Raw genomic sequence first — 24,190 nt, forward strand, 5'->3', positions numbered from 1 at the left:
TGCCGATGTCAGCGGCCGAGCACCATGTAGCCGAGGAGGCCGAGGGCGACGGCCAGCAGGGCGATGAACGTCACCGTGGCGACGGTTCCGCCCGCGTCGCCGCGGCGGCCCCGGCGGCCGGCGCCGGTGCCCCCGTTCTGCGCGTCGCTCGCGTCCGTCGTGTCCGCCGAGCCGGTCGTGTCCGGGGTGACGGTCACGATCGCAGAGTTCTTCACTGGTGCTCCTGTGGTGCTCGCCGCTCCGTGGTCGACGGAGCGGTTTTGGCCTCAGCCTTGTGGCTGCGTGACACAGAGTAGTGGCAACTGGTCCAGACCACGGCCACCGGGTGGGTGACCCATGAGCTCTGTACCGGCAGCTTTGCCGTACTTCCCGAGACTGTAAGGCGTCAAAGAGGGTGGAGGGGCTGTTTCGCGTCAACCTCGCCGTCGCGCACCGTGACCACGCCGGGGCCCGGGGTGAACGGGGCGGCGGAGCGGAGTTCTCCGCAACCACCCTGCGCAGCGGGCCGGTTGACTAGAGTCACCGGCGTGAGCGACGACGCAGCGACACAGGCCCGTATCGACACCACCCGGCCCCACACCGCGCGCATCTGGAACTACTGGACCGGCGGCAAGGACAACTACGCCGTCGACCAGGAGGCAGGTGACCGGATCCGTGCGCTGCACCCGGGCATCGGCGACTACGCGCTCGCCGACCGGCGCTTCCTCGGACGCGCGGTCCGCCATCTCGCGGCCGATGTCGGGATCCGGCAGTTCCTCGACGTCGGCACCGGTCTGCCCAGCGCCGACAACACCCACGAGGTGGCGCAGCGGATCACGCCGGACGCGCGCGTGGTGTACGTCGACAACGACCCGCTGGTGCTGGTCCACGCCCGTGCGCTGCTCACCGGCACGGCCGAGGGGCGCACCGACTACCTCGACGCCGATCTGCGCGACACGGACACCATCCTGGAACAGGCCGCCGGGACGCTGGACTTCTCCGAGCCGGTGGCCCTGATGCTGCTCGGCGTGGTCATCTTCGTCGAGGACGACGCGGAGTCCCGGGCGGTGGTGCGACGGCTGCTGGACGCCCTGCCGCCGGGCAGCCACTTGGTGCTCTCGCACACCATCACCAGCCCCGCGATGCCCGACGTGGACGCGGCGGTGGCCTTCTGGAACGAGAACGGCACCCCGCGCCTGACCCAGCGCACCCCGGACGAGGTGGCCCGCTACTTCGACGGCCTGGAGCTGCTGGAGCCCGGCGTGGTCTCCTGCAACCGCTGGCGCCCGGACGCGGCGGACCTGACGGCCCCGGCCGAGGTGGCGATGTACGGCGGGGTGGGGCGCAAGGCGTAGCCGCCCGCCGCCGCGGCTCCGGCGCGGGCGCGGGCGCGGGGGAGCCTTGTACGGGGCCGAACTCGGGGGGCCGTCGTCCTACTGACGGGGCCCTTCGCCTCCTACACTGGCAACCGGGTCGGGCTACTGCCGTGCGGTGAAGGGTGGTTGACGGTGCGTAAGGCGTGGCTGGTCGCCGGGGTCTCCTTCGGCGGTGCCCTGCTGTTCGTCGCGCTGCTCGTCGTCGGCACCTACTCGGCCGCGGCCGGCATCTTCGGCGGCGACGCCAAGGGCGGTGCCGTGGGCCTGGCGAAGGGGGCCGTCCCGGCGCGCTACCAGTCGCTGGTGCAGAAGTGGGGCAACCTCTGCCCCGCCATCAACCCGGCGCTGCTCGCCGCCCAGCTCTACCAGGAGAGCGGCTGGAACCCGAGGGCGCAGAGCCCCGCCGCCGCGCAGGGCATCGCGCAGTTCATCCCGGGCACCTGGGCGACCCACGGCATCGACGGCGACAAGGACGGCGACCGCGACGTCTGGGATCCTGCCGACGCGATTCCGTCGGCGGCTTCGTACGACTGCGAACTGGCCGGATATGTTCGCAAGGCGCCGGGCGACCCGACGGACAACATGCTCGCCGCGTACAACGCCGGCGCCTACGCCGTGATCAAGTACGGCGGTGTCCCGCCCTACCGCGAGACGCAGAACTACGTGAAGGTCATCCGCACGCTGGAGAAGAGCTTCGCGCGCCCGGTCGGACGCGTCGAGCCCTCCCGGCAGGCGGCCGGTGCGATCTACTTCGCGCAGCAGAAGCTCGGCACCAAGTACCTGTGGGGCGGCAACGGCACGCCCGAGCAGGGCGGGCGGTTCGACTGCTCCGGCCTCACCCAGGCCGCCTACCGCACGGTCGACATCGAGCTGCCCCGGGTCGCCAACGACCAGTACAACGCGGGTCCGCACCCCTCGCGCGACGAACTGCTGCCGGGCGACCTGGTGTTCTTCTCCGACGATCTGACCAACTCGCGGGCGATCCGTCATGTCGGTCTCTACGTCGGCGGGGGCTACATGATCAACGCCCCGTACACCGGCGCGGTGATCCGCTTCGACAAGATCGACACCCCCGACTACTTCGGCGCCACCCGGGTCACCAAGGACGGTGCGGCGGCCCTGCCGACGGCGCTCCCGGAGGCCTGACGTACCGTCGCACCGTCATCCGGGTGGCTGGAAACCGCCCTTTACCGCAGGGCTCTGAGCTGCGATGACGTGTCACTCTTCGATAACGTCATGGTGATCGTTCGGTGGAGGGTGGAACGAGGCCGGGGTCCATGTCGTTCCCTGGTCAGGGAGGCCGCCGCACTGACCATGCAGCACACACCCGACCGACCACGGGGGTTGGGAGAGCGGCGCGCAGGACGCGCGCCGGCAGGCAACAAGGCAAGGGGCCGCGGCAGATGGCTGGACTCGCAATCGGGTTCCCCCTGACGGAGTCGAGGGATTCGATGAATCCCGACGTCAGCCTGCTCTACGACATCAACGGTCTGGCGAAGGACGCACCCGGCTGGTTCGACCGGACCATGGAGTTCGTCGGCGAGTACGGGATCATGCTGGCGCTGGTCCTGGTGGCGCTCTGGTGCTGGTGGAGCGTCCGCCGGCGCGGCACGGCGGAGGACTCGGTCGTCGCGGTGGCGAGCCTGGTCTGGGCGCCGCTGGCCGCGGGCATCGCGCTGCTGATCAACATCCCCATCCGCGGCTTCGTCGAACGGCCCCGGCCCTTCAACGACCACGAGGGCCTGGAGGTCCTGGTTCAGGGGAAGACCGACTTCTCCTTCGTCAGCGACCACTCCACGATGGCCATGGCCATCGCCGCCGCGCTGTTCGTCGCCCACCGCCGCTTCGGCATGGCCGCGCTCGCGCTCGCCTTCGCCGAGGGCTTCTGCCGCGTCTACATGGGCGTGCACTACCCGACGGACGTCATCGGCGGCTTCGCCCTCGGCACCGCCGTGGCCCTGCTGCTCGCCCCGCTCGCGCTGGCGCTGCTCACCCCGCTGGTGTCCGCGGTCGCCGGCTCCCGGGTGCTGGGGCGGCTGGTGCGCTCCCGGCGCGCGGGCAGCGCACGGCGGGTGGAGCCGCTGGACATCCCCGAGCCCCGGACCGAGGACACCGGACCGGGCGCCAACGGCCTGGCGGCGTAGCACCCGCGGGCGGCGGGCCGGACGGCCCGCCGCCGGTCAGACCACCTGGGGGTGGTCGAAGACCCGGTCGGGGTCGTAGCGGTGCTTGAGCCGGGTCAGGCGCTCGGCCGCCGGGCCGTAGTAGGCCTCGCGCCAGTTCGTCAGCTCCGGGTCGGCGTAGTTCTGGTAGGCGGCGCCCGAGGCGTACCGGCGCATCGCCGCGCGGGTGTCCCCGAGCCAGGACAGGGAGTCGGTGCCGGAGGTCCCTGGCTGCCAGGCGCCGATGTACTGGGCCAGGATCCGTGAGCGGCGGTGGACGAACGCCGTCGCCAGCGGGTCGACCCGGTTCACCGCGCCGCCGAGCGCGGTCAGCAGCACGCTGCCGTCCGCCGCGCCCCGCCCGGCCGGTATGCGGGTGTACGCCTCGGCCGCCGCGATCAGGGCCCGCACCCCGCCGCCCGTCAGGTCCCGGTCGAAGAAGTCGGAGGCCGAGGCGTAGGTCTCGCGCGGCAGCGTGCCCCCGGGCCCGCGCCCGGGCGTGGTGCCCGGCAGCCGGCACCGCTCCTCGTCGAGCCCGAGGCACCCGGCGGCGGCGAGCATCGCGTCGAGGTACGGGCGGGGGCGCAGGGCGACGGACGCGGCCGAGGAGCCCGCCGCGTCCGCGAGCCGGTCGACGGCGTTGCGCAGTCCGTCCTCGTCGCCGAGCGTGAGGGCCATGACCGAGAGTGTCGGGCGGACGCCGCCGGGCCCCGCGTTCACCGTCGCCGACGACCAGATCTCGTCCGGCTGCGCGGGCCCCCACCGCTGCCAGGCCGTCAGGACCGCCTCGGCCCTGGACCACGGCCAGTTCATGTAGGCGGCCACGGTCGGCGGCGCGGGGTGGGTGCGGAAGCGGAAGCGGGTGACCACCCCGAAGCCGCCGGTGCCGCCGCCGCGCAGGGCCCAGTGGAGGTCCCGGTCGGCGTCGGCGCTCGCGGTCCTGGTGGTGCCGTCCGCGGTGACGATCGTCGCCTCCGTCATGCTGTCGCAGGTCAGGCCGTAGGCGCGGGACGTCACCCCGTGGCCGCCGCCGAGGGCGAGGCCGGAGATGCCGACCGTCGGGCAGGAACCGCCGGGCACCGTGCGTCCGGTGCGGGCCAGCCCGCGGTACACACCGGCGAGCTTCGCGCCCGCGCCGATCGTGCCGTCGGCGCGCACCTCGTCGAGCGAGGAGACGTCGATGACGAGGCGTCCGGTCCCCGACGACCAGCCGCCGTAGGAGTGGCCGCCGTTGCGCACCGCCACCGGCACGGAGCGGGCCCGCGCGTACGCCAGGCACTCCCGGACGTCGTCCTCGCCGGCCACATAGGCGACGGCGGCGGGCCTCAGGCCGTCGAAGCGGGTGTTGTAGAGCTGCCGGGCGCTCGCCCAGTCCGCGTCGCCGGGCAGCACCAGCAGGCCGTCGAGCCCCCGGGCGAGCGCCGCCCAGTCGGCGGCGGCGCTGCCGCCCCCGGGAGTGCGGGTCGCCGGGCGGTCGGTGGACGGCGGGGAACCGTCCGTGCCGCCGTCGCCGCCCGTGCAGGCGCCGGTGACGGCCGTGGTGGTGAGAGCGACGGCGGTGGTGAGCAGCGTGCGCCGGTCCATGGGGCCTCCCGTGGAGGAGAAGACGGCGGCCGGCGGCCGCGGGTTCCCGGGCGGTGGCACTCCGGCCGGCGGGGCAGCGGGGCCGGGGGGTGCTTCGGCCCGGGGAGAGGGGGTGCGGGGTGGTGCGCCGGTGGTCCTCAGGGGGCTTCCGCGTGGGTGCGGGCGTCCGTGCGGGCACGGTCCCGGGACCGGCGTGCCGGTCCCGACCAGCCGCAGGTGCAGCGGGCCACGGCGAAGGAGCCGCGTTCGACGGTGGTGGTCAGATGCGCCGGGCTCCCGGCGCCCGGGTCCTGCTGGGGCACGGGGTCCACGGTACTGGGCGGCGGCGGGCCGCCGGGATGGCCCCCGCGGCGTGACGGGGGGAGGGGGCGGTCGTTAGGGAGTGCGGGGCGTCCCCGGGCCGCGGGCCGAGGGAGGGGCGGCCTCCAAGCACTGGTCCCGTTCTGGGGGTTGACAGGCGATGGTGGCGCAGCAGCACAGACGCAGGGGCGGAACGATGGCCGTCGCGGCGACCGTGATGGGGGTGATGGCGGCCACCGGGTGTTCGGGCGGGGGAGCCGTCGCCGACGAGGGCGACGGCGGCGGGACCGTCGACGAGGTCGTCAGGGCGGCGGACGCGCTGGAGCGGGCGCGCAGCTCCCGGGCGCGCACCGCGATGGAGATGGCGACCGGCGGCACCCGGGTCACCATCCGCGGCGACGGCGGCTACGACTTCGCCCGCCGCACCGGCCGGCTGACGGTGGTGCTGCCGCCCGACCCGGCCGGGGCCGACGAGCACGAGCCGATCACCGAACTGCTCACCCCGGGCGCGCTCTACATGAAGAACCGGGGCGCGGGCGTCCCCGCCGACAAGTGGGTCCGCGTCGACACGGCCGCCCTCGACGACGGGAACCTCGTCACGGGCGGGGCCACCGATCCGCTCGCGGCGGCGGAACTGCTGCGCGGCGCCGAGCAGGTGACCTTCGTCGGCGAGACCGAGGTCGAGGGCGAGCGGGTGCGGCACTTCCGCGGCACCACGGACATCGGGCGGGCGGCGCGGGCGGCGCGGCCGCACGCCAGGGCGGCGCTGGCGGCCGCGGCGAAAGGGTTCGCCGACCGGGCGGTGCCGTTCGACGTCTATCTCGACGACGCGGGTCTGCTGCGCAAGGTCCGGCACCGTTTCACCTTCGCCAACGAGGGGCGCGCGGTGGCCGTGACGTCGACCACGGTCCTCTTCGACTTCGGGGAGCCGGTCGAGGTGCGGCTGCCGGCCCGGGAGGACATCTACACCGGGAAGGTCGAGGTCTGACGCGGAGCGCGGGGCCCCGGGCGGCGCGCGGCGGCGGCCGTCGCGCGGGAAGCCACCCGGGATGGCCAGAGCGCAAATGGTCCGGACGTGCCATGCGCTTTGCGCCATCCGGTCCCTAGCCTAGGGACCGACATCGGCCGGAAGAGGTGACGGCACGTGGCTCCGCCCAGTACGACGACAGTCCAGGACGACTGCGTGGCCCTCGCCGAGATCGAGCTCTGCGGCGAGCTGATGATCGCCGCGTCGGCCGTGGACGGGGAGCGGCTGAGCCCGGCCCGTATCGACGAGGTGCTGTGGGGCACGCCGGACCGGCCGGCCGGCCCGGCGCACCGCTGAACTCTCCGCGCCGCGCCCCTCGGCCGACTGCCTCCGCGGCGTCCACGCTGTGGGCGGGCGATGTGATCAAGCCAATCGTGCCGTTCTTCCGGAGAGGGATTCGTCTCCCGAAGAACGGCACGTAACAGGACGAACGGGACCGGCCTCCGAGGCGGCCCGGGGGGTCAGGTGCGCAGAAGGCGGGCGATCGCCTTCGTCGCCTCCTCGACCTTGGCGTCGATCTCGTCGCCGCCCTTGACCGCCGCGTCCGCGACGCAGTGCCGCAGGTGCTCCTCCAGGAGCTGGAGCGCGAAGGACTGGAGCGCCTTCGTGGACGCCGAGACCTGGGTGAGTATGTCGATGCAGTAGACGTCCTCGTCGACCATCCGCTGCAGGCCGCGGATCTGCCCCTCGATCCGGCGCAGCCGCTTGAGGTGCTCGTCCTTCTGCTTGTGGTAGCCGTGCACGCCGTGGTCGTGGTCGGTGACCGGGGGGCCGGCCGCCTCGGTGGTCGTCATCGCGTCCTCCCGTTGTCCTGAAAGGGGTGTTGTATACCCCTCGTGGGTATATGGTATCGAATCACAGGGAAATCGGTGGGGGTCTGTGCTGATCGCGTCGGTTGATGGGCGACACTGGGTTGTCGCCGGTTAGCCGTGGCCGGATGATGCGCCTAGCATCAGCCTGACCGAAACCAGAGCACCCCGAGGACCCCACGTGCGATTTCGTCTGACCCCCAGGGAGACGAGCTTCTACGACATGTTCGCCGCATCCGCGGACAACATCGTCACGGGCTCGAAGCTCCTGATGGAACTGCTCGGTGCGGAGTCCTCCGCCCGGGCCGAGATCGCGGAACGGATGCGGGCAGCAGAGCACGCCGGGGACGACGCGACCCATGCGATCTTCCACCAGCTGAACTCCTCGTTCATCACGCCGTTCGACCGTGAGGACATCTACTCCCTCGCGTCGTCCCTCGACGACATCATGGACTTCATGGAAGAGGCCGTCGACCTCGTCGTCCTCTACAACGTCGAGGAACTGCCGAAGGGTGTCGAGCAGCAGATCGAGGTCCTGGCGCGGGCGGCCGAACTGACCGCCGAGGCCATGCCGCACCTGCGGACCATGGACAACCTCACCGAGTACTGGATCGAGGTCAACCGGCTGGAGAACCAGGCGGACCAGATCCACCGCAAGCTGCTCGCCCACCTCTTCAACGGCAAGTACGACGCCATCGAGGTCCTCAAGCTCAAGCAGATCGTCGATGTGCTCGAAGAGGCCGCGGACGCGTTCGAGCACGTGGCGAACACGGTGGAGACCATCGCGGTCAAGGAGTCCTGAGCTTCGTGGACACCTTTGCCCTGATCGTGACCATTGGTGTCGCGCTCGGATTCACGTACACCAACGGCTTCCACGACTCCGCGAACGCGATCGCGACCTCCGTCTCCACCCGCGCGCTGACACCGCGCGCGGCGCTGGCGATGGCCGCGGTCATGAACCTCGCGGGGGCCTTCCTCGGACAGGGCGTCGCCAAGACCGTCAGTGAAGGTCTCATCGAGACCCCGCACGGCGACCGCGGCATGGGCATCCTGTTCGCGGCGCTCGTCGGCGCGATCGTCTGGAACCTGGTCACCTGGTACTTCGGCCTCCCGTCCTCGTCCTCCCACGCCCTCTTCGGCGGCATGGTCGGCGCGGCGCTCGCCGGCGGGACGGAGGTGATCTGGACCGGGGTGCTGGAGAAGATCGTCATCCCGATGTTCCTCTCCCCGATCATCGGTCTGATCTGCGGCTACCTGGTGATGGTCGCGATCATGTGGATGTTCCGGCGGACCAACCCGCACAAGGCGAAGCGCGGCTTCCGTATCGCCCAGACCGTCTCCGCGGCGGGCATGGCGCTGGGCCACGGCCTCCAGGACGCGCAGAAGACCATGGGCATCGTGGTCATGGCGCTGGTGATCGCGGACGTGGAGCAGTCCGGCGACGAGATCCCGGTGTGGGTCAAGATCGCGTGCGCCGTGATGCTGTCGCTGGGCACCTACGCGGGTGGCTGGCGCATCATGCGGACGCTCGGCCGCAAGATCATCGAGCTGGACCCGCCGCAGGGGTTCGCGGCGGAGACGACCGGCGCGTCGATCATGTTCGGCTCGGCGTTCCTGTTCCACGCGCCGATCTCGACGACGCATGTGATCACCTCGGCGATCATGGGTGTCGGCGCGACCAAGCGGATCAACGCGGTGCGCTGGGGCGTGGCGAAGAACATCATCCTCGGGTGGTTCATCACGATGCCGGCGGCGGCGGCGGTGGCGGCGCTGAGCTACGGGGTCGTGTGGTTGATCTTCGGGTGACGCGTCCCGTGTGACGCGCCTCGCGGAGCCCCGTCGCCCCCCTCCCTGGGGCGCCGGGGCTCTCCCGTCCCCGGGGCGACCGGCTTTTGCGGGGGCTCCGCCCCCGAGCCCCCGCGCCTCAAGCTCCCCCTACGGCCTGGCGGCCGTGGGAGGTACCCCATGCGGGGCTGACTTTGTCAGCCCCGCCGGCGCTTGAGGCGACCGCGCGGAGCGCGGTGCGGGCCACGCGAGGCGCGGACGAAGGCAGCCCGTCCGGCGTTGGCGACCGCGCGGAGCGCGGTGCCGGGTCCGCGCGGTGCGGGCGGCGTCGGCCGGATCTCCCGATCACGGCTGGCGCATCCCCGCCGACACACGGGCCAGCCCCCGGACGGAGCCCGGCAACCGGTCAAGCCGCCCCGGGACGGAGCCCCCCCAACCGAGCCCCCCGGGGACGGAGCCCCCCAACCGCGACCGCCCCCGGGACGGAGCCCCCGTGCAGGAGTGCGGAAGGGCCCGCCCCCTGGGAGAGGGGGCGGGCCCGTCGTCTTGCGGGTGGCACCGCCATGCAGCACCCGCAGACGGCTTATCCGAAGCGCCCCGAGATGTAGTCCTCGGTCGCCTGGACGGACGGGTTGGCGAAGATCCGCTCCGTGTCGTCGATCTCGATCAGCTTCCCGGGCTGGCCCACCGCCGCCAGGTTGAAGAAGGCCGTGCGGTCGGAGACACGCGCCGCCTGCTGCATGTTGTGCGTCACGATGACGATCGTGAAGCGCTCCTTCAGCTCGCCGATCAGGTCCTCGATCGCGAGCGTCGAGATCGGGTCGAGCGCCGAGCAGGGCTCGTCCATCAGCAGCACGTCCGGCTCGACCGCGATCGCGCGGGCGATGCACAGACGCTGCTGCTGGCCGCCGGACAGGCCCGAGCCCGGCTTGTTCAGACGGTCCTTGACCTCGTTCCAGAGGTTGGCCCCGCGCAGGGACTTCTCGACGATGTCGGCGAGCTGGGCCTTCTTGTAGGAGCCGTTCAGGCGCAGCCCCGCCGCCACGTTGTCGAAGATCGACATGGTGGGGAACGGGTTCGGCCGCTGGAAGACCATGCCGACCGTGCGGCGCACGGCGACCGGGTCGATGCCGGAGGCGTAGAGGTTCTCGTCGTCGAGCATCACCTTGCCCTCGACCCGCCCGCCGGGGGTGACCTCGTGCATGCGGTTGAGGGTGCGCAGGAAGGTGGACTTGCCGCAGCCGGACGGGCCGATGAAGGCCGTCACGGAGCGGGGCTCCACGGTCATCGAGATGTCCTCGATCGCCTTGTGGGAGCCGTAGTAGGCGGTCAGACCGCTGACGTCGATTCGCTTTGCCATGGGGGTCACTTCGCTTTCTGGTGGTCGCGTCAGCGACCGGCCGTGCGGCATCGGGGCCGCAGATCAGTGCTTCGGGGCCTTCCAGCGGGCGATGCCGCGAGCCACCAGGTTGAGGATCATGACGAAGGCGATCAGGACCAGGGCGGCGGCCCAGGCGCGGTCGTACGACGCCTCGCTGCCGACCCGGTACTGCTCCCAGATGTAGAAGGGGAGCGACGACTGGGCGCCTTCGAAGGGGTTGGTGTTGATCAGCTGGCTGCCGAAGACGAGCAGCATGATCGGCGCGGTCTCACCGGCGATACGCGCGATCGCGAGCATCACACCGGTGGTGATGCCGCCGAGCGCGGTCGGGATGACCACCTTCATGATCGTGCGCCACTTCGGCACACCGAGGGCGAGGGAGGCCTCGCGCAGCTCGTTCGGGACGAGCTTGAGCATCTCCTCGGTGGAGCGGACGACGACCGGGATCATCAGGATCGCCAGGGCCAGCGCACCCATCAGGCCGGACGGCTGGAGCTTGAACATCAGCATGATCGACAGCAGGAACAGACCGGCGACGATCGACGGGATGCCCGTCATGACGTCGACGAAGAACGTCACGGCCTTGGCCAGCGCGCCCTTGCCGTACTCCACCAGGTAGACGGCGGTCAGCAGGCCGATGGGCACCGAGACCAGGGTGGCGAGGCCGACCTGCTCCAGGGTGCCGATGATGGCGTGGTACACACCGCCGCCCGCCTCGAAGCCGGGGACGCCGGCCATCGAGTGGGTGAGGAAGTACCCGTCGAGGGCCTTCCAGCCGCGGCTGACGGTGACCCCGATCAGCGAGAACAGCGGCACGACCGCGAGGACGAAGCAGACCCAGACGATGCTGGTCGCCAGCCGGTCCTTGGCCTGGCGGCGGTTCTCGACGGCGCTGGTGACCGTGTACGAGATCACGACGAAGAAGAGTGCGGAGACCAGCCCCCACTGGATCCGGCTCTCCCAGCCCGCGACGACGCCGAGACCCACGCCGAGGACGACGGAGACGGCGGCGAAGCCGAGCGGCGCCCACTTGGGGAGCGACCGGGTGCTGAGGCTGCGGCGGGGACCCGGCGCGGCGTGCGACGGGGTTTCCCTTATGGCGGTCTGGCTCATGCTGCACCCCATTCGTTCACTTCTCCGCCCGCGCGGCGCAGAGGTGCGGCTTTCGTGGTCGTCTGCGGCCCGGCGGCCGCGCGTGCGTCGTTCACGCGTTGGCCCCCGAGTACTCCTTGCGGCGCGCGATGATCAGGCGGGCCGCGCCGTTGACCAGCAGGGTGAGGACGAAGAGGACCAGGCCGGAGGCGATCAGGGCGTCCCGCCCGAATTCGTTGGCCTCGTCGAACTTCGCGGCGATGTTCTGGGCGAAGGTGCCGCCGCCCGGGTTCAGCAGGTGCAGCGAGATGAGGAAGCTCGGGGAGAGCACGGTGGCGACGGCCATCGTCTCGCCCAGCGCGCGTCCGAGGCCGAGCATCGAGGCCGAGATCACACCGGAGCGGCCGAAGGGCAGCACCGACATGCGGACGACCTCCCAGCGGGTCGCGCCGAGGGCCAGGGCGGCCTCCTCGTTGGTGCGCGGGACCTGGAGGAAGACCTCGCGGCTGACGCTGGTCACGATCGGCAGGATCATGATCGCCAGCAGCACGCCCACGGTGAACAGCGAACGGGCGACGCCGACCTCGGTCTTCTCGAAGACGTACGTCCAGCCGAAGAAGTCGTCGAGCCAGAGGTTCAGGCCCTCGAGGTACGGGACGAGGAAGAGCGCGCCCCAGATGCCGTAGATGATCGAGGGGACGGCGGCCAGCAGATCGACGACGTACGCGATCGGGGTGGCCAGCCTGCGCGGCGCGTAGTGCGAGATGAAGAGCGCGATGCCGACGGCGACCGGGACGGCGATCACCATCGCGATGATCGAGCTGACGACGGTGCCGAAGAGCAGGACCGCGATGCCGAAGACCGGCGGGTCACCGGCCGGGTTCCAGTCGAAGGTGGTGAGGAAGTTGCCCTCGTTCTTCGAGATGGCCAGCGTGGCGCGGTAGGTCAGGAACGCGGCGATCGACGCCATGATCACCAGCAGCAGGATGCCCGAGCCGCGGGACAGACCGAGGAAGATCTTGTCGCCTGCGCGGCCCGTGGACTTGCTGTTGAGCCCGGTGACCGGCGGAGCCGGCGTGGGTGGAAGTGAATCGGTGGGTGTGGTGGAAGCCATGGTCTTTCCGGTCTGTGTGGGGGAGCGCCCGGCTCCCCTGGCGGCGGTGCACCGGATGGCGGGCCGGCGGGGACGGAGCGTCCCCGCCGGCCTGCTGTGTTACTTCAGACCCGCGACGGTCTCGCGGACCTTGGCGTTGATCTCGGCCGGGATCGGGGCGTAGCCGGCCTCGGAGAGGACCTTCTGGCCCTCGTCGCTGGAGGTGTAGGTCAGGAAGGACTTGACGGTGTCGAGCGTGTCGGCCTTGTTGCCGGTGTCGCAGACGACCTCGTAGGTGACCAGGACCATCGGGTAGGCGCCCTCGGCCTTGGTGGCGTAGTCGAGCTCGAGCGCCAGGTCCTTGCCGGTGCCCTTGATCTTGGCGGCGGCGATGGCCTTGGAGGCGTTCTCCGAGGTGGCGTCCACCGGGGCGGCGGCACCGGTCGCGATGCTCACGGTCGGGATGGACTGCGAGGTGGCGTAGGAGAGCTCGAAGTAGCCGATGGCGCCCTCGTTCTGCTTGACCTGGGCGGCGACACCGGAGGAGCCGGACGCGGCCTGGCCGCCGGGGGCGGGCCACTTCTTCTCGGCCTCGTAGGGCCAGTCGGCCTTCGCGGTGGCGCCCAGGTACTTGCCGAGGTTCTGCGTGGTGCCGGAGTCCTCGGAGCGGTGGAAGGCCTGGATGGCCTTGTCCGGGAGCTGCGCGTCCTTGTTGAGCGCGGCGATGGCCGGGTCGTTCCAGTTCTTGATCTTGCCGTCGAAGATCTTCGCGATGGTGGCCGCGTCCAGGCTCAGCTTGTCGACGCCGGGGACGTTGTAGCCGATGGCGATCGGACCGCCGACCATCGGCAGGTTGATGCCCTGGCCGCCCTGGCAGATCTTCTTCGACTCCTCGACCTCCTCGGGCTTGAGCGCCGAGTCGGAGCCGGCGAAGCCGACGGTGCCCTGGTTGAAGGCCACGATGCCCTCGCCGGAGGACGAGGACTTGTAGTTGACCTCGACGCCCGTGCAGGCGGCCATGTAGTTCTTGACCCAGAGGTCCATCGCGTTCTTCTGCGCGCTGGAGCCGGAGGCGAGGAGCTTGCCCTTGGCGCCTTCGCACGTGATGTTGGAGGCAGCGCTGGTCGTCTCGCCGTTGCCCGTGGTGCCACCGGTGTTGTCGTCCGAACCGCACGCCGTGAGGACCAGGGCGCCGGAAACGGCGAGGGCACCGAGCGCGGCGGCCCGAAGCCCGTTCTTGCGCTGAAGCTTCACTTTCGGGTGTTCCTTCCAGTTGCCGCTGCGGTGCGGCGTGCGTCGGGGTGGGGGGACCGGCTCCGTGCCGGTCACCGTGTAAGGCCGAAATTAGGCAGATCAGGTGAAGTGGCCGACGGGGGAGAGTGAACGCGAGGTGAACCGTGGCGGGCGGCCCGGTGCTTCTTCCCCAGGATTGCGCCGGACGGGCGTCACGGCGCGTCGGCAGGCCGTCGTCACCCGTACGCGCCGGGCCGGCGGGGTGGCGGTCAGGCCGTGTGCAGGGAGTCCAGGAGGGCGTCGAGCAGGACGCGGTCCCGGGGCTGGGTGAGCCGGGCGCGGGCCGCGGCGGGCGGGAGCCAGGCGATGGCGTCGACCTCGGCGCTGGCGGCGAAGGAGCCGGAGCGGGTCTCCGCGGCCCAGTAGCTGACGTGCTTGGGCCGGCCGTTCGCCGTGTAGCGGACGGAGGGGAGCCGGGCGCCGGGGAGGCAGCGGTGGCCGGTCTCCTCCAGGACCTCGCGCAGGGCCGCCGCGAGGGCGTCCTCGCCGCGCTTGAGCTTGCCCTTGGGGTGCGACCAGTCGTCGTACTTCGGCCGGTGGACGAGGCAGATCTCGATCCGGTCGTGCCCGTGCGGGGCGCGGCGCCAGAGCACGCATCCGGCGGCCAGCACGGTGTCCGGTCCGACGGGGCCGTAGCCGGAGTCGTCGTGCCGGTCGTCGTGGGGGGTGCCGGGGCCGGTCATGGCGCGGGCACCGCCGCCGTGGCGTGCCGCCACTCCTGCTGGAAGGCGAACCGGGCCGCCTCCACCTCGTGCCGCTGGTCCGCGTGGAGCACCCCGAGGGCGTACGCGGTGGCCGGGGCGATCCGCGGGGTGCGGGCGGCCGACGCGGCGGCCTCGGACGCCTCGGCGGCCTCCCGGTGGTGGTCGAGCACCAGCCCGGCGTGGCACAGGACCGGGTCGTCGCCGGGGCGCACCGCCTCCCGTGCGTAGCGGTGCAGCCGCAGCAGCCGCCGGACCTCGTGCCAGGGCGCGTCCTGCTGCTCGGCGGCCGGGTCGGCGGCGAGGCCGTTGACCAGGGCCTCGGCGTTGTACGGGTGGGCGGCGCGGCCCAGCGGGAGCTCGGCCACCGCGTCCAGCAGGCGGCGCTCCGTGACGTCCGCCAGCATGCCCAGCACCTCGTCGGCGGGGCCGGCCGCTGCGGGGGCGAGCGGGAGTTCCGAGGCCAGTAAGGCGACGGAGTCCGCGACCGCGTGGAAGCGCGAGGAGCCGAGGGCGCCGAGCGCGGCGGAGTGCGCCCTGGTCCGGGCGAGTGTCAGCCGGCGCTCCAGCAGCGCTCCGGCGCGCGCCGCTCCCACGGTGAGCGCCCCGCCGCGCCGGGCGGCGGTGCCGCCGCCCGGCGCGGGCTCCTCGCCGGGCGGGGCCGGTTCGACCCGGGCCCGCGGCACGGCCGAGGTGCCCGAGAGGCGGGACAGGGCGTCCAGCAGCCGGACCATCCGGGAGGTGCAGGAGTGTTCGAGGGCGAGGGTCGCGGAGAGCCAGCCCAGCTCCCCGCGCAGGGTGTCCGCCCAGTCCGGGTCGAGCAGCGGGCGGAAGGTGGAAAGGCTCCCGCTGATCCGCCGCGCCGAGGACCGCAGCGCACGGGCCGCCTCCGCCGCGCCCGCCGTGTCCGCGCCGCTCTCGCTGTGCAGGCGCAGGCTGCGCAGGAACGCGCCCGCCTGCGTGTGCAGATGGCGGGCGAGGGTGTCGCCCGCCGTGGCGGTGTCGTGGCGGGAAAGTTCAGGGCTGTGCACGCCGGCGCCTCCGGGCGTCTATGAGCATCTCCTGGACGTTCCGCAGCGGCTGCCCGTCGGAGTCCGTGGCGTGCCGGGTCCAGGAGCCGTCCGGGCCGAGGTGCCAGGACGACGTGGTGTCGGACATGCCGGTCTCCAGGAACCGGGTCAGGGCCGCGCGGTGGGCCGGGTCGGTGACCCGTACCAGTGCCTCGATACGGCGATCGAGGTTGCGGTGCATCATGTCGGCGCTGCCGAACCACACCTCCGGTTCGCCGCCGTTGCCGAAGGCGAAGACGCGGGAGTGCTCCAGGAAGCGGCCGAGCACCGAGCGGACGCGGATGTTCTCCGAGAGGCCCGCGACACCGGGGCGGATCGCGCAGATGCCGCGCACCCAGATGTCGACCGGGACACCGGCCATCGCCGCCCGGTAGCAGGCGTCGATGACGGCCTCGTCGACCATCGAGTTCACCTTGATCCGGACGTACGCGAGACGTCCGGCCCGGTGGTGGGTGATCTCCTTGTTTATTCGCGAGACCAGACCGTCGCGCAGCGACTTCGGGGCGACGAGCAGCCGGCGGTAGGTCTCCCGGCGCGAGTAGCCGGAGAGCCGGTTGAACAGGTCGGAGAGGTCCGCCCCGACCTGCGGGTCGGCGGTCAGCAGGCCCAGGTCCTCGTAGAGCCGGGCGGTCTTCGGGTGGTAGTTGCCGGTGCCGACGTGGGAGTAGCGGCGCAGCGTCTCGCCCTCCTGGCGGACGACGAGCGACAGCTTGCAGTGCGTCTTCAGCCCGACCAGGCCGTAGACGACGTGGCAGCCGGCCTCCTCCAGCTTCCGTGCCCACTTGATGTTCGCCTGCTCGTCGAAGCGGGCCTTGATCTCGACGAGCACCAGGACCTGCTTGCCGGACTCGGCGGCGTCGATCAGGGCGTCGACGATGGGGGAGTCGCCGGAGGTGCGGTACAGCGTCTGCTTGATGGCGAGGACGTCCGGGTCGGCCGCGGCCTGCTCCAGGAACGCCTGGACGGAGGTGGAGAACGAGTCGTACGGGTGGTGCAGCAGCACGTCCCGCTCACGCAGCGCCATGAAGATGTCGGGCGCGGACGCCGACTCCACCTCGGCCAGGTCGCGGTGGGTGCCGGCGACGAACTTCGGGTACTTCAGCTCCTGCCGGTCGAGCGCCGAGATGCCGAAGAGGCCGGTGAGGTCGAGCGGCCCGGGCAGCGGGTAGACCTCGGCGTCGGAGATCTTCAGCTCGCGGACCAGCAGGTCGAGCACGTACGGGTCGATGGACTCCTCGACCTCCAGCCGCACCGGCGGGCCGAAGCGGCGCCGCATGAGCTCCTTCTCCAGGGCCTGGAGCAGGTTCTCGGTGTCGTCCTCCTCGACCTCCAGGTCCTCGTTGCGGGTCACCCGGAAGGCGTGGTGCGCCAGCACCTCCATGCCGGGGAAGAGCTCCTCCAGGTGGGCCGCTATGACGTCCTCCAGCGGCACGTACCGCTGCGGGCCGGCCTCCAGGAAGCGGGAGAGCAGCGGGGGCACCTTGACCCGGGCGAAGTGGCGGTGGCCGCTGACCGGGTTGCGCACGACGACGGCCAGGTTCAGGGAGAGGCCGGAGATGTACGGGAAGGGGTGCGCGGGGTCGACGGCCAGCGGGGTGAGGACGGGGAAGATCTGCTGCCGGAACAGGGTGAAGAGGCGGGCCTGCTCCTTCTCGGTGAGCTCCGGCCAGCGGATGAGGTGGATGCCCTCGTCCGCGAGGGCGGGGGCGACGTCCTGCTGGTAGCAGGCGGCGTGCCGGGCCATCAGTTCACGCGAACGGGTCCAGATGAGGTCGAGCACCTCGCGCGGCTGGAGCCCGGACGCGGAGCGGGTGGCGACACCCGTCGCGATGCGGCGCTTGAGGCCGGCCACCCGGACCATGAAGAACTCGTCCAGGTTGGACGCGAAGATCGCGAGGAAGTTGGCCCGCTCCAGCAGCGGCGTGGTCGGGTCCTCGGCGAGCTCCAGGACGCGCTCGTTGAAGGCGAGCCAGCTGCGCTCCCGGTCGAGGAAGCGGCCCTGCGGGAGCTCGGCGCCGAGGACGTTGTCCTCCTCGTAGGCGTCGGCGTCCGCGTCGAGGTCGGGTTCGAGATCGGAGACGGTGGCGGCGACGGTGTGCGGCCGGTGCGCGGCGATGGACGCGACGGACGGCTGGGGGTGCTGGACCGGGACCTCGGCGGGCTGCTGGCTCATGGACCCATTCTTCCGCGCCGAGAGGCTCACCGGCGCGTCGGAGAGGGCCGGATCGAGGGCTTTTCTCCCGTTCGGGGAGGCGGGCACGGCGGGCTGCATTGGGAGAGGGTCGCAAGGGTGTCTGAATGCCCGGTAACGACGACATGACGTGCGGGAAAGCGGAACGGGGCCCCGGGGGGTCGCCGCGCGGCGCTCCGGGGGCGCGGCGGCGCCGCCGATGATCGCACGCCCGCCGTCCCGGCGCCCGGCGAGGGGGCCGCCCTCGCCGGGCGCCGGAACCGGAGGCTTGGACCGAGGCCGGAACCGGAGGCTTGGACCGAGGCCGGAACCGGAGGCTTGGACCGAGGCCGGAACCGGAGGCTTGGACCGAGGCCGGAACCGGAGGCTTGGACCGAGGCCGGAACCGGAGGCGTGGACCGGAGGCCGGAGGCCGAGGCCCCGGAAGCCGGAACCGGGGGGCGGAAGCCGGGACCGCGGGCTCGGGGCCCGGAGGCCGGGACCGCGGGCTCGGGGCCCGGAGGCCGGAACCAGGGGCCCGGAGCCGGATCCGCGGGCTCGGGGCCCGGAGGCCCCGGAGGTCCGGCTAGGACTCGGTGCGGTACATCAGGTCGACCTCGTGGGTGACGAAGCCGAGTTGGCCGTAGACGCGCAGGGCCGCCGGGTTGTCGGCGTCGACGTACAGCATTGCGGTGGGGAGGCCCTGGGCGGCCAGGTGGCGCAGACCGGTGGCGGTGAGGGCCTTGCCGAGGCCGCCGCCCTGGGCGTCCGGGCGGATGCCCACGACGTAGACCTCGCCCAGTTGTTCCTCGGCGTGCACCTTCGTCCAGTGGAAGCCGATGATCGCGCCGTCCCGCACCGCCAGGAAGAAGCCCTGGGGGTCGAACCAGGGCTCGGCCATGCGGTCGTCGAGGTCGCGCTGGGTCAGCGAGCCCTGTTCGGGGTGGTGGGCGAAGGCCGCGGCGTTCACCGCGAGCCACTCGGCGTCGTCCTGGCCGGGCACGAAGGTGCGGACGGTGACCCCGGGCGGGTAGTCCTGCGGGGCCACCGAGTCGGGGCCCAAGGGGCGGCGGAGCTGGCGCAGTTCGCGGAACAGGGTCAGGCCGAGGACCTGCGCCATGTGGCGGGCGGCGGGCTTGCCCCCGTGCGCCCACATCCGCAGGCGCTTGCCCGAGGCGTCCAGCAGCGTGGTGCCGAGCGCCCGCCCGTGGCCGCGGCCGCGGTGGGAGGGGTGGACGACGAGCTCGGCGGCGGGGGCCTCGACCGGGTCGGTGTCCTCCAGTTGGGCGTAGCCGACGAGCAGGCCCTCCACGGTGAGCAGGAAGTGCCGTACGCCCTCCCGGCGCGCGCCGCGCAGTTGCAGCCGGCCCTGCTCGGAGACGGCCTGCATCCCGTCGGACCGGGCGGCCTCGGCCAGCATGGCGGAGACCGCGTCGGCCTGTTCGGCGCTCAGTTCGTCGAGGGAGTGGATCTGCCGGCCGGGCTCCGGAATCACTGCGTCGATCGTCATGGGTCCACGGTACGGCGGGCGGGGGCCGGGGCGGCACGGTGCGTGGCGCGGCGGCCGGTGCGGCGGGTACGCGCGGGCGGTACGCGCGGGTGTGTGCCGCTCTCTGCCGGTTCCGGGTGATGACGCACGATCGCGGCCGATGGCAACCAGGTCGTAACCCGCGTCCCCCTGTCGCGCTACGCGCGTTGACCCTAGGCTGCGGCCCTGCGGGCTGTCGCCGCACGGCCCCGCGTCCCACCACCCCACGCTGTAACTGACAAGGGGACAGATGTCAGCGAGATCCCAGAACACCCCCGCGACCCGGCGCACCCGGCGTGTGCTCGCCGCCGCCGCGGGCCTCGCCACCGTCGGCGCGCTCGTCGCCGCGATGCCGGCCGGCGCCGCGTCCGGTGACCGGCACGGCGGTCACCACGGCAAGCCGCGCACCGTCGACGTGCAGCTTCTTTCCTTCAACGACCTGCACGGCAACCTGGAGCCGCCGGCCGGCTCGTCCGGCAACGTCTCCGAGATTCAGCCGGACGGCACGGTGACCTCGGTCCCGGCCGGCGGTGTGGAGTACCTGGCGACCTCGCTGCGCACCGCGCGCGGCGGGAACCCGTACTCCGTCACCGCCGCGGCCGGCGACCTGGTCGGCGCGAGCCCGCTGCTCTCGGGCCTGTTCCACGACGAGCCCACCGTCGAGGCGCTCAACAAGCTGAACCTCGACGTCGCGGGCGTGGGCAACCACGAGTTCGACGAGGGCGCCGTGGAACTGGCGCGGCTCCAGAACGGCGGCTGCCACCCGGTGGAGGGCTGCTTCGAGGAGGGCAAGGAGTTCGAGGGCGCGGACTTCCCCTACCTGGCGGCCAACGTCACCAAGGAGAAGACCGGCAAGCCGATCCTCAAGCCGTACACGGTCTGGCGGAAGAACGGCGTCAAGATCGGCTTCATCGGCGTCACGCTGGAGGGCACGCCGGACATCGTCAGCGCCAACGGCATCAAGGGCCTGAAGTTCCACGACGAGGTCGACACCATCAACCGGTACGCCCGTGAGCTGGACCGCAAGGGCGTGAAGTCGATCGTGGCGCTGATCCACGAGGGCGGTTCGCCGGCCTCCACGGCGTACAACTACGACTGCGACTCGCCCGGCCCGGGCGACGGCATCTCGGGCCCGATCGCGGAGATCGCCAAGGGCATCACGCCCAAGGTCGACGCGCTGGTGACCGGCCACACCCACCAGGCGTACGTGTGCACGATCCCGGACCCGTCGGGCAAGCCCCGCATGGTCACGTCGGCCTCGTCGTTCGGGAAGCTGTACACGGACACCACGCTGACGTACGACAAGCGCACCCACGACATCGTGCGCACGTCGGTCACCTCGGCGAACCACATCGTCCGTCGCGACCAGCCCAAGGCGCAGGACATGACGGACCTGATCGCGCGCTGGAACAAGCTGGCCGCGCCGATCGCGAGCCGTCCGCAGGGCTGGATCTCGGCCGACATCGCGGGCCGCGGCTCCACCGAGCCCGAGAAGCCGCTGGGCAACCTGATCGCGGACGCGCAGCTCGCCGGGCTCGCCCCGGCCGACAAGGGCGGCGCGCAACTGGCGCTGATGAACCCGGGCGGCATCCGCTCCGACCTGGTCTTCAAGGCGTCGGGCGGCGAGGGCGACGGTGTGGTGACCTACGGCGAGGCGTTCACCGTCCAGCCGTTCACCAACATGATGAACGTCGTGGACCTCACCGGCGCCCAGCTCCTCACCACGCTCCAGCAGCAGGTGAGCGGCTCCAACGAGGCGTCCCCGAAGATCCTCCAGGTGTCGAAGGGCCTCACCTACACCCTGGACCTGACGAAGACGGGCGCCGCCCGGATCGTCGTGGACTCGGTGAAGCTGAACGGGGCGGCGATCGACCCGGCGAAGACCTACCGCGTCGCGATGAACGAGTTCCTCGCGGGCGGCGGTGACGGCTTCGCGGTGCTGAAGGAGCACACCAACAAGCTGGTGGGCGCCTCCGACCTGGACGTCTTCAACGCCTACCTGGCGGCGAACTCCTCGGCCACGGCGCCGATCGCGCCGCCGGCCACGGACCGGATCACCGTGATCCGGTAGTCGCGGGAGCTGTGCCGGGGGCGGCGGGCCGGGTGCCCGCCGCCCCTCGCGCGTCCCCCGGTGCGGGGGCCGGTGCCGTGCAGCGTCCGAAGCCCGGTGCGGGGTCCTGAGCCGTGCAGCGTCCGAAGCCGGTGTCCCGTCCGGTGCCGTGCCCGGTGCCGTGTCTGGTGTGGTTGACGCGGACGCGTCATACTCCGCGCCATGGACCGACGGAGATTCCTCGCGGGCTTGGCCGCCGTCCCGGCCGCCGCCCTCATCGGCACCCCCCACGCCGCCGCCGCACCCCGCCGCACCCTGTCGACCAGGGACTGGATGGCCGGTGCCGCCGACTCGACGCCCCTGCAACGACTGACCATTCCCGGCACCCACGACTCCGGCGCCCGCTTCGGCGGGCCGTGGTCGGAGTGCCAGAACACCACCATCGCCCAGCAGTTGGAGAGCGGGATCCGCTTCCTCGACGTCCGCTGCCGGGTCACCGGCGGCTCGTTCGCGATCCACCACGGGCCGTCCTACCAGAACATGATGTTCGGCGACGTGCTCGTCGCCTGCCGGGACTTCCTCGCCGCACAGCCCTCCGAGACGGTGCTGATGCGGGTCAAGCAGGAGTACTCCGGCGAGAGCGACGCCACCTTCCGGGCCGTCTTCGACGACTACCTGGACAACCGCGGCTGGCGCCCGCTGTTCCGCATCGGCGACGGCATCCCGGCCCTGGGCGGGGCCCGCGGCCGGGTGGTGCTGCTCGGGGACAACGGCGGTCTGCCCGGCGTCCGTTACGCCGACGGCGCCCACTTCGACATCCAGGACGACTGGAACGCGCTGCCCGACCCCAAGTTCTCCAAGATCCAGGCGCACTTCCGCAAGGCCGCGCAGCAGCCCGGCAAGCTCTACGTCAACTACGTGTCCACCTCCGCCTATCTGCCGCCGCGCTGGAACTCGGACAACCTCAACCCGCGCGTCCACGCCTTCCTCGACGGCGCGGAGGCGGGCGGCTGGCGGGGTCTGGGGATCGTCCCCATGGACTATCCCAACACCCGCGCCGGGCTCGTCGAGTCCCTCATCCGCCACAACGGCTGACGCCGGCGGCCGGGCCCGGGGCGCCGCGCCCCGGGCCCTGCCGGTCACCCGGACACGGGGCCCGGCAGGGCGAGCCGCGGTCCGCCGAAGCGGGACCGCAGCAGACGGTCGTGGGTGACGACGACCAGGGTGCCCGCGTAACCGGCCAGTGCCGCCTCCAGCTCCTCGACCAGCCCGGGGGAGAGGTGGTTGGTGGGCTCGTCGAGCAGCAGCAGGTCCAGGGGGCGGTCCAGCAGCAGGGCGAGCTCCAGCCTGCGCCGCTGACCGGCGGAGAGCGCCCGCACCGGCCGCACCAGATCCGCCTCCGCCAGCAGGCCGGTGGCCGCGATCCGGGCCGCCGCCTCCTCGCCGTGCAGCTCCGCCGCCGAGCGGCCGTGCGCCACCGGGTCGGCGCCCTGGCGCAGCAGGCCCACCCGGTGGGGGCGGGTGACGGCGCCCGACGCGGGGGCGAGTTCACCCGCCAGCACCGCCAGCAGGGTCGTCTTCCCGGCGCCGTTGGGCCCGGTGACCAGCAGCCGGCCGCCGGCCGGGATCTCCAGCGCGTCCAGGCTCAGCCGGCCGGGCACCCGCACGCCGGAGAGCAGCACCGGACCGTCCGCCGCCCCCTCGACGGAGGCGGTGAAGCGCAGCGGCTCCGCCGGCGGGCGCACCGGCCGGACGGTGAGGCGCTCCAGCCGTTCGCGGGCGCTGCGGACCCGGCCCATCGCGCCGTGCGCCCGTGACCGGGCGCGGAAGGCGCCGGCCCCGCTGAAGCCGCGCGGTCCCTTGCGCGGGACCGCCGCCAGGCGTCCGATGCCGGTCTCGGCGAGCCGGGACTGCCGTTCGACCTCCGCGCGCCACTCCTCGTACTCCCGCTGCCGGCGCGCCCGGTCCGCGGCCCTGGCGGTGAGGAACCCCTGGTAGCCGTTGCCGTGGCGGCGGACGGTGCGCGCTTCGGGGTCGACCTCCAGCACGGTGGTGGTCACCCGGTCGAGGAAGGCGCGGTCGTGGGTGACGGCGACGACGGTGCCCGGGTGGGCCCGCAGGTGCTCCTCCAGCCAGGCGACCGCCTCGTCGTCGAGGTCGTTGGTCGGCTCGTCGAGCAGCAGCAGCTCGGGCGCGGCCGCGAGGGTCGCGGCGAGCGCCAGCCGGGCCCGGCGGCCCCCGGAGAGGGTGCCGAGCGCGCGGTCGCGGTCGAGCGGGGCGCGGTCGCCGAGCCGGTGCAGGGTGCGGGCGACCCGGCGGTCGGCGCCGGGCCCGCCGCGCACCTCGTACGCAGCCAGCAGCCGCGCGTACGCGTCGGCCCCGGCCTCGCCGGTCCGGTGCAGCGCCGCCTCGGCGGCGCGGATACGGCCCTCCAGCCGGCGCAGCTGCGCCAGCGCGAGGTCGATCGCGTCGCCGACGCGGGCCGATGCCGGCAGTTCGAGGGTCTGGGGGAGGTGTCCCGTGCCGCCGGGGGCGACGACGGTGACGGTGCCGGAGTCCGGCTGCTCGACTCCGGCGAGCAGGCGCAGCAGCGTGGACTTGCCGGAGCCGTTGTCGCCGATCACACCGGCCTTCTCGCCGGGACGCAGGGCGAAGGTGACCTGGTCGAGCACGATCCGGTCGTCGTAGCGCTTGCCGACGCCGGTGAGGCTGAGCTGGGAGCGGGCGGTGGTGGCGGTGGCGGCTGGGAACAAGGGGCGGCTTCTTCCGTCGGGGACAGATGGAGAGACG

At 72.4% G+C, this 24,190-nt stretch carries 22 protein-coding genes; 9 read left to right on the forward strand and 13 right to left on the reverse strand.

The annotated features are described in order from the left end of the window. Positions 1-8 precede the first annotated feature (8 nt). Positions 9-215, reverse strand: a complete 207-nt coding sequence (locus tag JE024_RS18635; RefSeq protein ID WP_244882953.1) for a hypothetical protein — start codon at positions 213-215, stop codon at positions 9-11. Between the two features lie 312 nt (positions 216-527). On the opposite strand from JE024_RS18635, the gene JE024_RS18640 reads away from it, so the two are divergent. The 3 genes from JE024_RS18640 (at position 528) to JE024_RS18650 (ending at position 3,499) form a co-directional block, all read left to right on the forward strand. Beyond that, positions 528-1,334, forward strand: a complete 807-nt coding sequence (locus JE024_RS18640; protein WP_205374667.1) for an SAM-dependent methyltransferase — start codon at positions 528-530, stop codon at positions 1,332-1,334. Between the two features lie 153 nt (positions 1,335-1,487). Then, positions 1,488-2,501, forward strand: a complete 1,014-nt coding sequence (locus JE024_RS18645; RefSeq protein ID WP_205376605.1) for a C40 family peptidase — start codon at positions 1,488-1,490, stop codon at positions 2,499-2,501. 257 nt (positions 2,502-2,758) lie between these two features. Next, entirely contained in the window at positions 2,759-3,499 is a 741-nt protein-coding gene (locus tag JE024_RS18650; RefSeq protein ID WP_205374668.1) for a phosphatase PAP2 family protein, read from the forward strand. 36 nt (positions 3,500-3,535) lie between these two features. Here JE024_RS18650 and JE024_RS18655 read toward each other — a convergent pair whose 3' ends face one another. Next, a complete protein-coding gene (locus JE024_RS18655) occupies positions 3,536-5,101 on the reverse strand; it encodes an FAD-binding oxidoreductase (protein WP_205374669.1) in 1,566 nt (521 codons plus the stop codon). A gap of 137 nt (positions 5,102-5,238) precedes the next feature. Beyond that, positions 5,239-5,403, reverse strand: a complete 165-nt coding sequence (locus tag JE024_RS18660; RefSeq protein ID WP_205374670.1) for a hypothetical protein — start codon at positions 5,401-5,403, stop codon at positions 5,239-5,241. A gap of 158 nt (positions 5,404-5,561) precedes the next feature. Here JE024_RS18660 and JE024_RS18665 point away from each other — a divergent pair, with 158 nt between their 5' ends. Then, the gene (locus JE024_RS18665; RefSeq protein WP_205374671.1) at positions 5,562-6,389 is read left to right on the forward strand and encodes an SCO4651 family lipoprotein; all 828 of its coding nucleotides are present in this window, start codon (positions 5,562-5,564) and stop codon (positions 6,387-6,389) included. Between the two features lie 156 nt (positions 6,390-6,545). After that, entirely contained in the window at positions 6,546-6,725 is a 180-nt protein-coding gene (locus JE024_RS18670) for a hypothetical protein (RefSeq protein WP_205374672.1), read from the forward strand. Positions 6,726-6,889: 164 nt separating this feature from the next. Here JE024_RS18670 and JE024_RS18675 read toward each other — a convergent pair whose 3' ends face one another. Continuing rightward, positions 6,890-7,222, reverse strand: a complete 333-nt coding sequence (locus tag JE024_RS18675; protein ID WP_244882955.1) for a metal-sensitive transcriptional regulator — start codon at positions 7,220-7,222, stop codon at positions 6,890-6,892. A 196-nt stretch (positions 7,223-7,418) separates the two neighbouring features. On the opposite strand from JE024_RS18675, the gene JE024_RS18680 reads away from it, so the two are divergent. Together JE024_RS18680 and JE024_RS18685 are read left to right on the forward strand one after the other, a co-directional pair. Next, on the forward strand, positions 7,419-8,039 hold the full coding sequence (locus JE024_RS18680) for a DUF47 domain-containing protein (protein WP_147987079.1): 621 nt from the start codon (positions 7,419-7,421) through the stop codon (positions 8,037-8,039). A 5-nt stretch (positions 8,040-8,044) separates the two neighbouring features. Continuing rightward, a complete protein-coding gene (locus JE024_RS18685) occupies positions 8,045-9,043 on the forward strand; it encodes an inorganic phosphate transporter (RefSeq protein WP_205374673.1) in 999 nt (332 codons plus the stop codon). 562 nt (positions 9,044-9,605) lie between these two features. Here the strand turns inward: JE024_RS18685 and pstB are convergent. The 8 genes from pstB to mshD form a co-directional block, all read right to left on the reverse strand. After that, positions 9,606-10,382, reverse strand: coding sequence for a phosphate ABC transporter ATP-binding protein PstB (pstB, locus tag JE024_RS18690; protein WP_205374674.1), 777 nt, complete (start codon positions 10,380-10,382; stop codon positions 9,606-9,608). 63 nt (positions 10,383-10,445) lie between these two features. Then, positions 10,446-11,516 (reverse strand): phosphate ABC transporter permease PstA, encoded by a 1,071-nt coding sequence (pstA, locus tag JE024_RS18695; RefSeq protein ID WP_205374675.1) that lies wholly within the window; start codon positions 11,514-11,516, stop codon positions 10,446-10,448. Between the two features lie 91 nt (positions 11,517-11,607). Next, positions 11,608-12,609, reverse strand: coding sequence for a phosphate ABC transporter permease subunit PstC (gene pstC, locus JE024_RS18700; RefSeq protein WP_205374676.1), 1,002 nt, complete (start codon positions 12,607-12,609; stop codon positions 11,608-11,610). A gap of 99 nt (positions 12,610-12,708) precedes the next feature. Further along, positions 12,709-13,842, reverse strand: a complete 1,134-nt coding sequence (gene pstS, locus JE024_RS18705) for a phosphate ABC transporter substrate-binding protein PstS (protein WP_205374677.1) — start codon at positions 13,840-13,842, stop codon at positions 12,709-12,711. 248 nt (positions 13,843-14,090) lie between these two features. Continuing rightward, on the reverse strand, positions 14,091-14,564 hold the full coding sequence (locus JE024_RS18710; protein WP_205374678.1) for an NUDIX hydrolase: 474 nt from the start codon (positions 14,562-14,564) through the stop codon (positions 14,091-14,093). Further along, positions 14,561-15,613 (reverse strand): CHAD domain-containing protein, encoded by a 1,053-nt coding sequence (locus JE024_RS18715; RefSeq protein WP_205374679.1) that lies wholly within the window; start codon positions 15,611-15,613, stop codon positions 14,561-14,563. The genes JE024_RS18710 and JE024_RS18715 overlap by 4 nt, the downstream gene beginning before the upstream one ends. Beyond that, on the reverse strand, positions 15,600-17,825 hold the full coding sequence (locus tag JE024_RS18720) for an RNA degradosome polyphosphate kinase (RefSeq protein ID WP_205374680.1): 2,226 nt from the start codon (positions 17,823-17,825) through the stop codon (positions 15,600-15,602). Before JE024_RS18720 ends, JE024_RS18715 begins: the two co-directional genes overlap by 14 nt. 583 nt (positions 17,826-18,408) lie before the next feature. Then, a complete protein-coding gene (gene mshD, locus JE024_RS18725; RefSeq protein WP_205374681.1) occupies positions 18,409-19,332 on the reverse strand; it encodes a mycothiol synthase in 924 nt (307 codons plus the stop codon). Between the two features lie 268 nt (positions 19,333-19,600). Here mshD and JE024_RS18730 point away from each other — a divergent pair, with 268 nt between their 5' ends. Beyond that, on the forward strand, positions 19,601-21,421 hold the full coding sequence (locus JE024_RS18730; RefSeq protein WP_205374682.1) for a bifunctional metallophosphatase/5'-nucleotidase: 1,821 nt from the start codon (positions 19,601-19,603) through the stop codon (positions 21,419-21,421). A gap of 201 nt (positions 21,422-21,622) precedes the next feature. After that, a complete protein-coding gene (locus JE024_RS18735) occupies positions 21,623-22,495 on the forward strand; it encodes a phosphatidylinositol-specific phospholipase C (protein WP_205374683.1) in 873 nt (290 codons plus the stop codon). Between the two features lie 44 nt (positions 22,496-22,539). Here the strand turns inward: JE024_RS18735 and JE024_RS18740 are convergent, their stop codons facing one another. Beyond that, positions 22,540-24,153, reverse strand: coding sequence for an ATP-binding cassette domain-containing protein (locus tag JE024_RS18740; protein WP_205374684.1), 1,614 nt, complete (start codon positions 24,151-24,153; stop codon positions 22,540-22,542). Positions 24,154-24,190 lie beyond the last annotated feature (37 nt).

The organism is Streptomyces zhihengii, from assembly GCF_016919245.1.
In the GTDB taxonomy this organism is placed as follows: Bacteria; Actinomycetota; Actinomycetes; order Streptomycetales; family Streptomycetaceae; genus Streptomyces; species Streptomyces zhihengii.

Coding starts and splice junctions, on each gene's coding strand:
- pstA (WP_205374675.1), bottom strand. CDS start 11,516: ATGAGCCAGACCGCCATAAGGGAAACCCCGTCGCACGCCGCGCCGGGT.
- JE024_RS18665 (WP_205374671.1), top strand. CDS start 5,562: ATGGTGGCGCAGCAGCACAGACGCAGGGGCGGAACGATGGCCGTCGCG.
- JE024_RS18710 (WP_205374678.1), bottom strand. CDS start 14,564: ATGACCGGCCCCGGCACCCCCCACGACGACCGGCACGACGACTCCGGC.
- mshD (WP_205374681.1), bottom strand. CDS start 19,332: ATGACGATCGACGCAGTGATTCCGGAGCCCGGCCGGCAGATCCACTCC.
- JE024_RS18650 (WP_205374668.1), top strand. CDS start 2,759: ATGGCTGGACTCGCAATCGGGTTCCCCCTGACGGAGTCGAGGGATTCG.
- pstB (WP_205374674.1), bottom strand. CDS start 10,382: ATGGCAAAGCGAATCGACGTCAGCGGTCTGACCGCCTACTACGGCTCC.
- JE024_RS18655 (WP_205374669.1), bottom strand. CDS start 5,101: ATGGACCGGCGCACGCTGCTCACCACCGCCGTCGCTCTCACCACCACG.
- JE024_RS18735 (WP_205374683.1), top strand. CDS start 21,623: ATGGACCGACGGAGATTCCTCGCGGGCTTGGCCGCCGTCCCGGCCGCC.
- JE024_RS18720 (WP_205374680.1), bottom strand. CDS start 17,825: ATGAGCCAGCAGCCCGCCGAGGTCCCGGTCCAGCACCCCCAGCCGTCC.
- pstC (WP_205374676.1), bottom strand. CDS start 12,609: ATGGCTTCCACCACACCCACCGATTCACTTCCACCCACGCCGGCTCCG.
- JE024_RS18675 (WP_244882955.1), bottom strand. CDS start 7,222: ATGACGACCACCGAGGCGGCCGGCCCCCCGGTCACCGACCACGACCAC.
- JE024_RS18730 (WP_205374682.1), top strand. CDS start 19,601: ATGTCAGCGAGATCCCAGAACACCCCCGCGACCCGGCGCACCCGGCGT.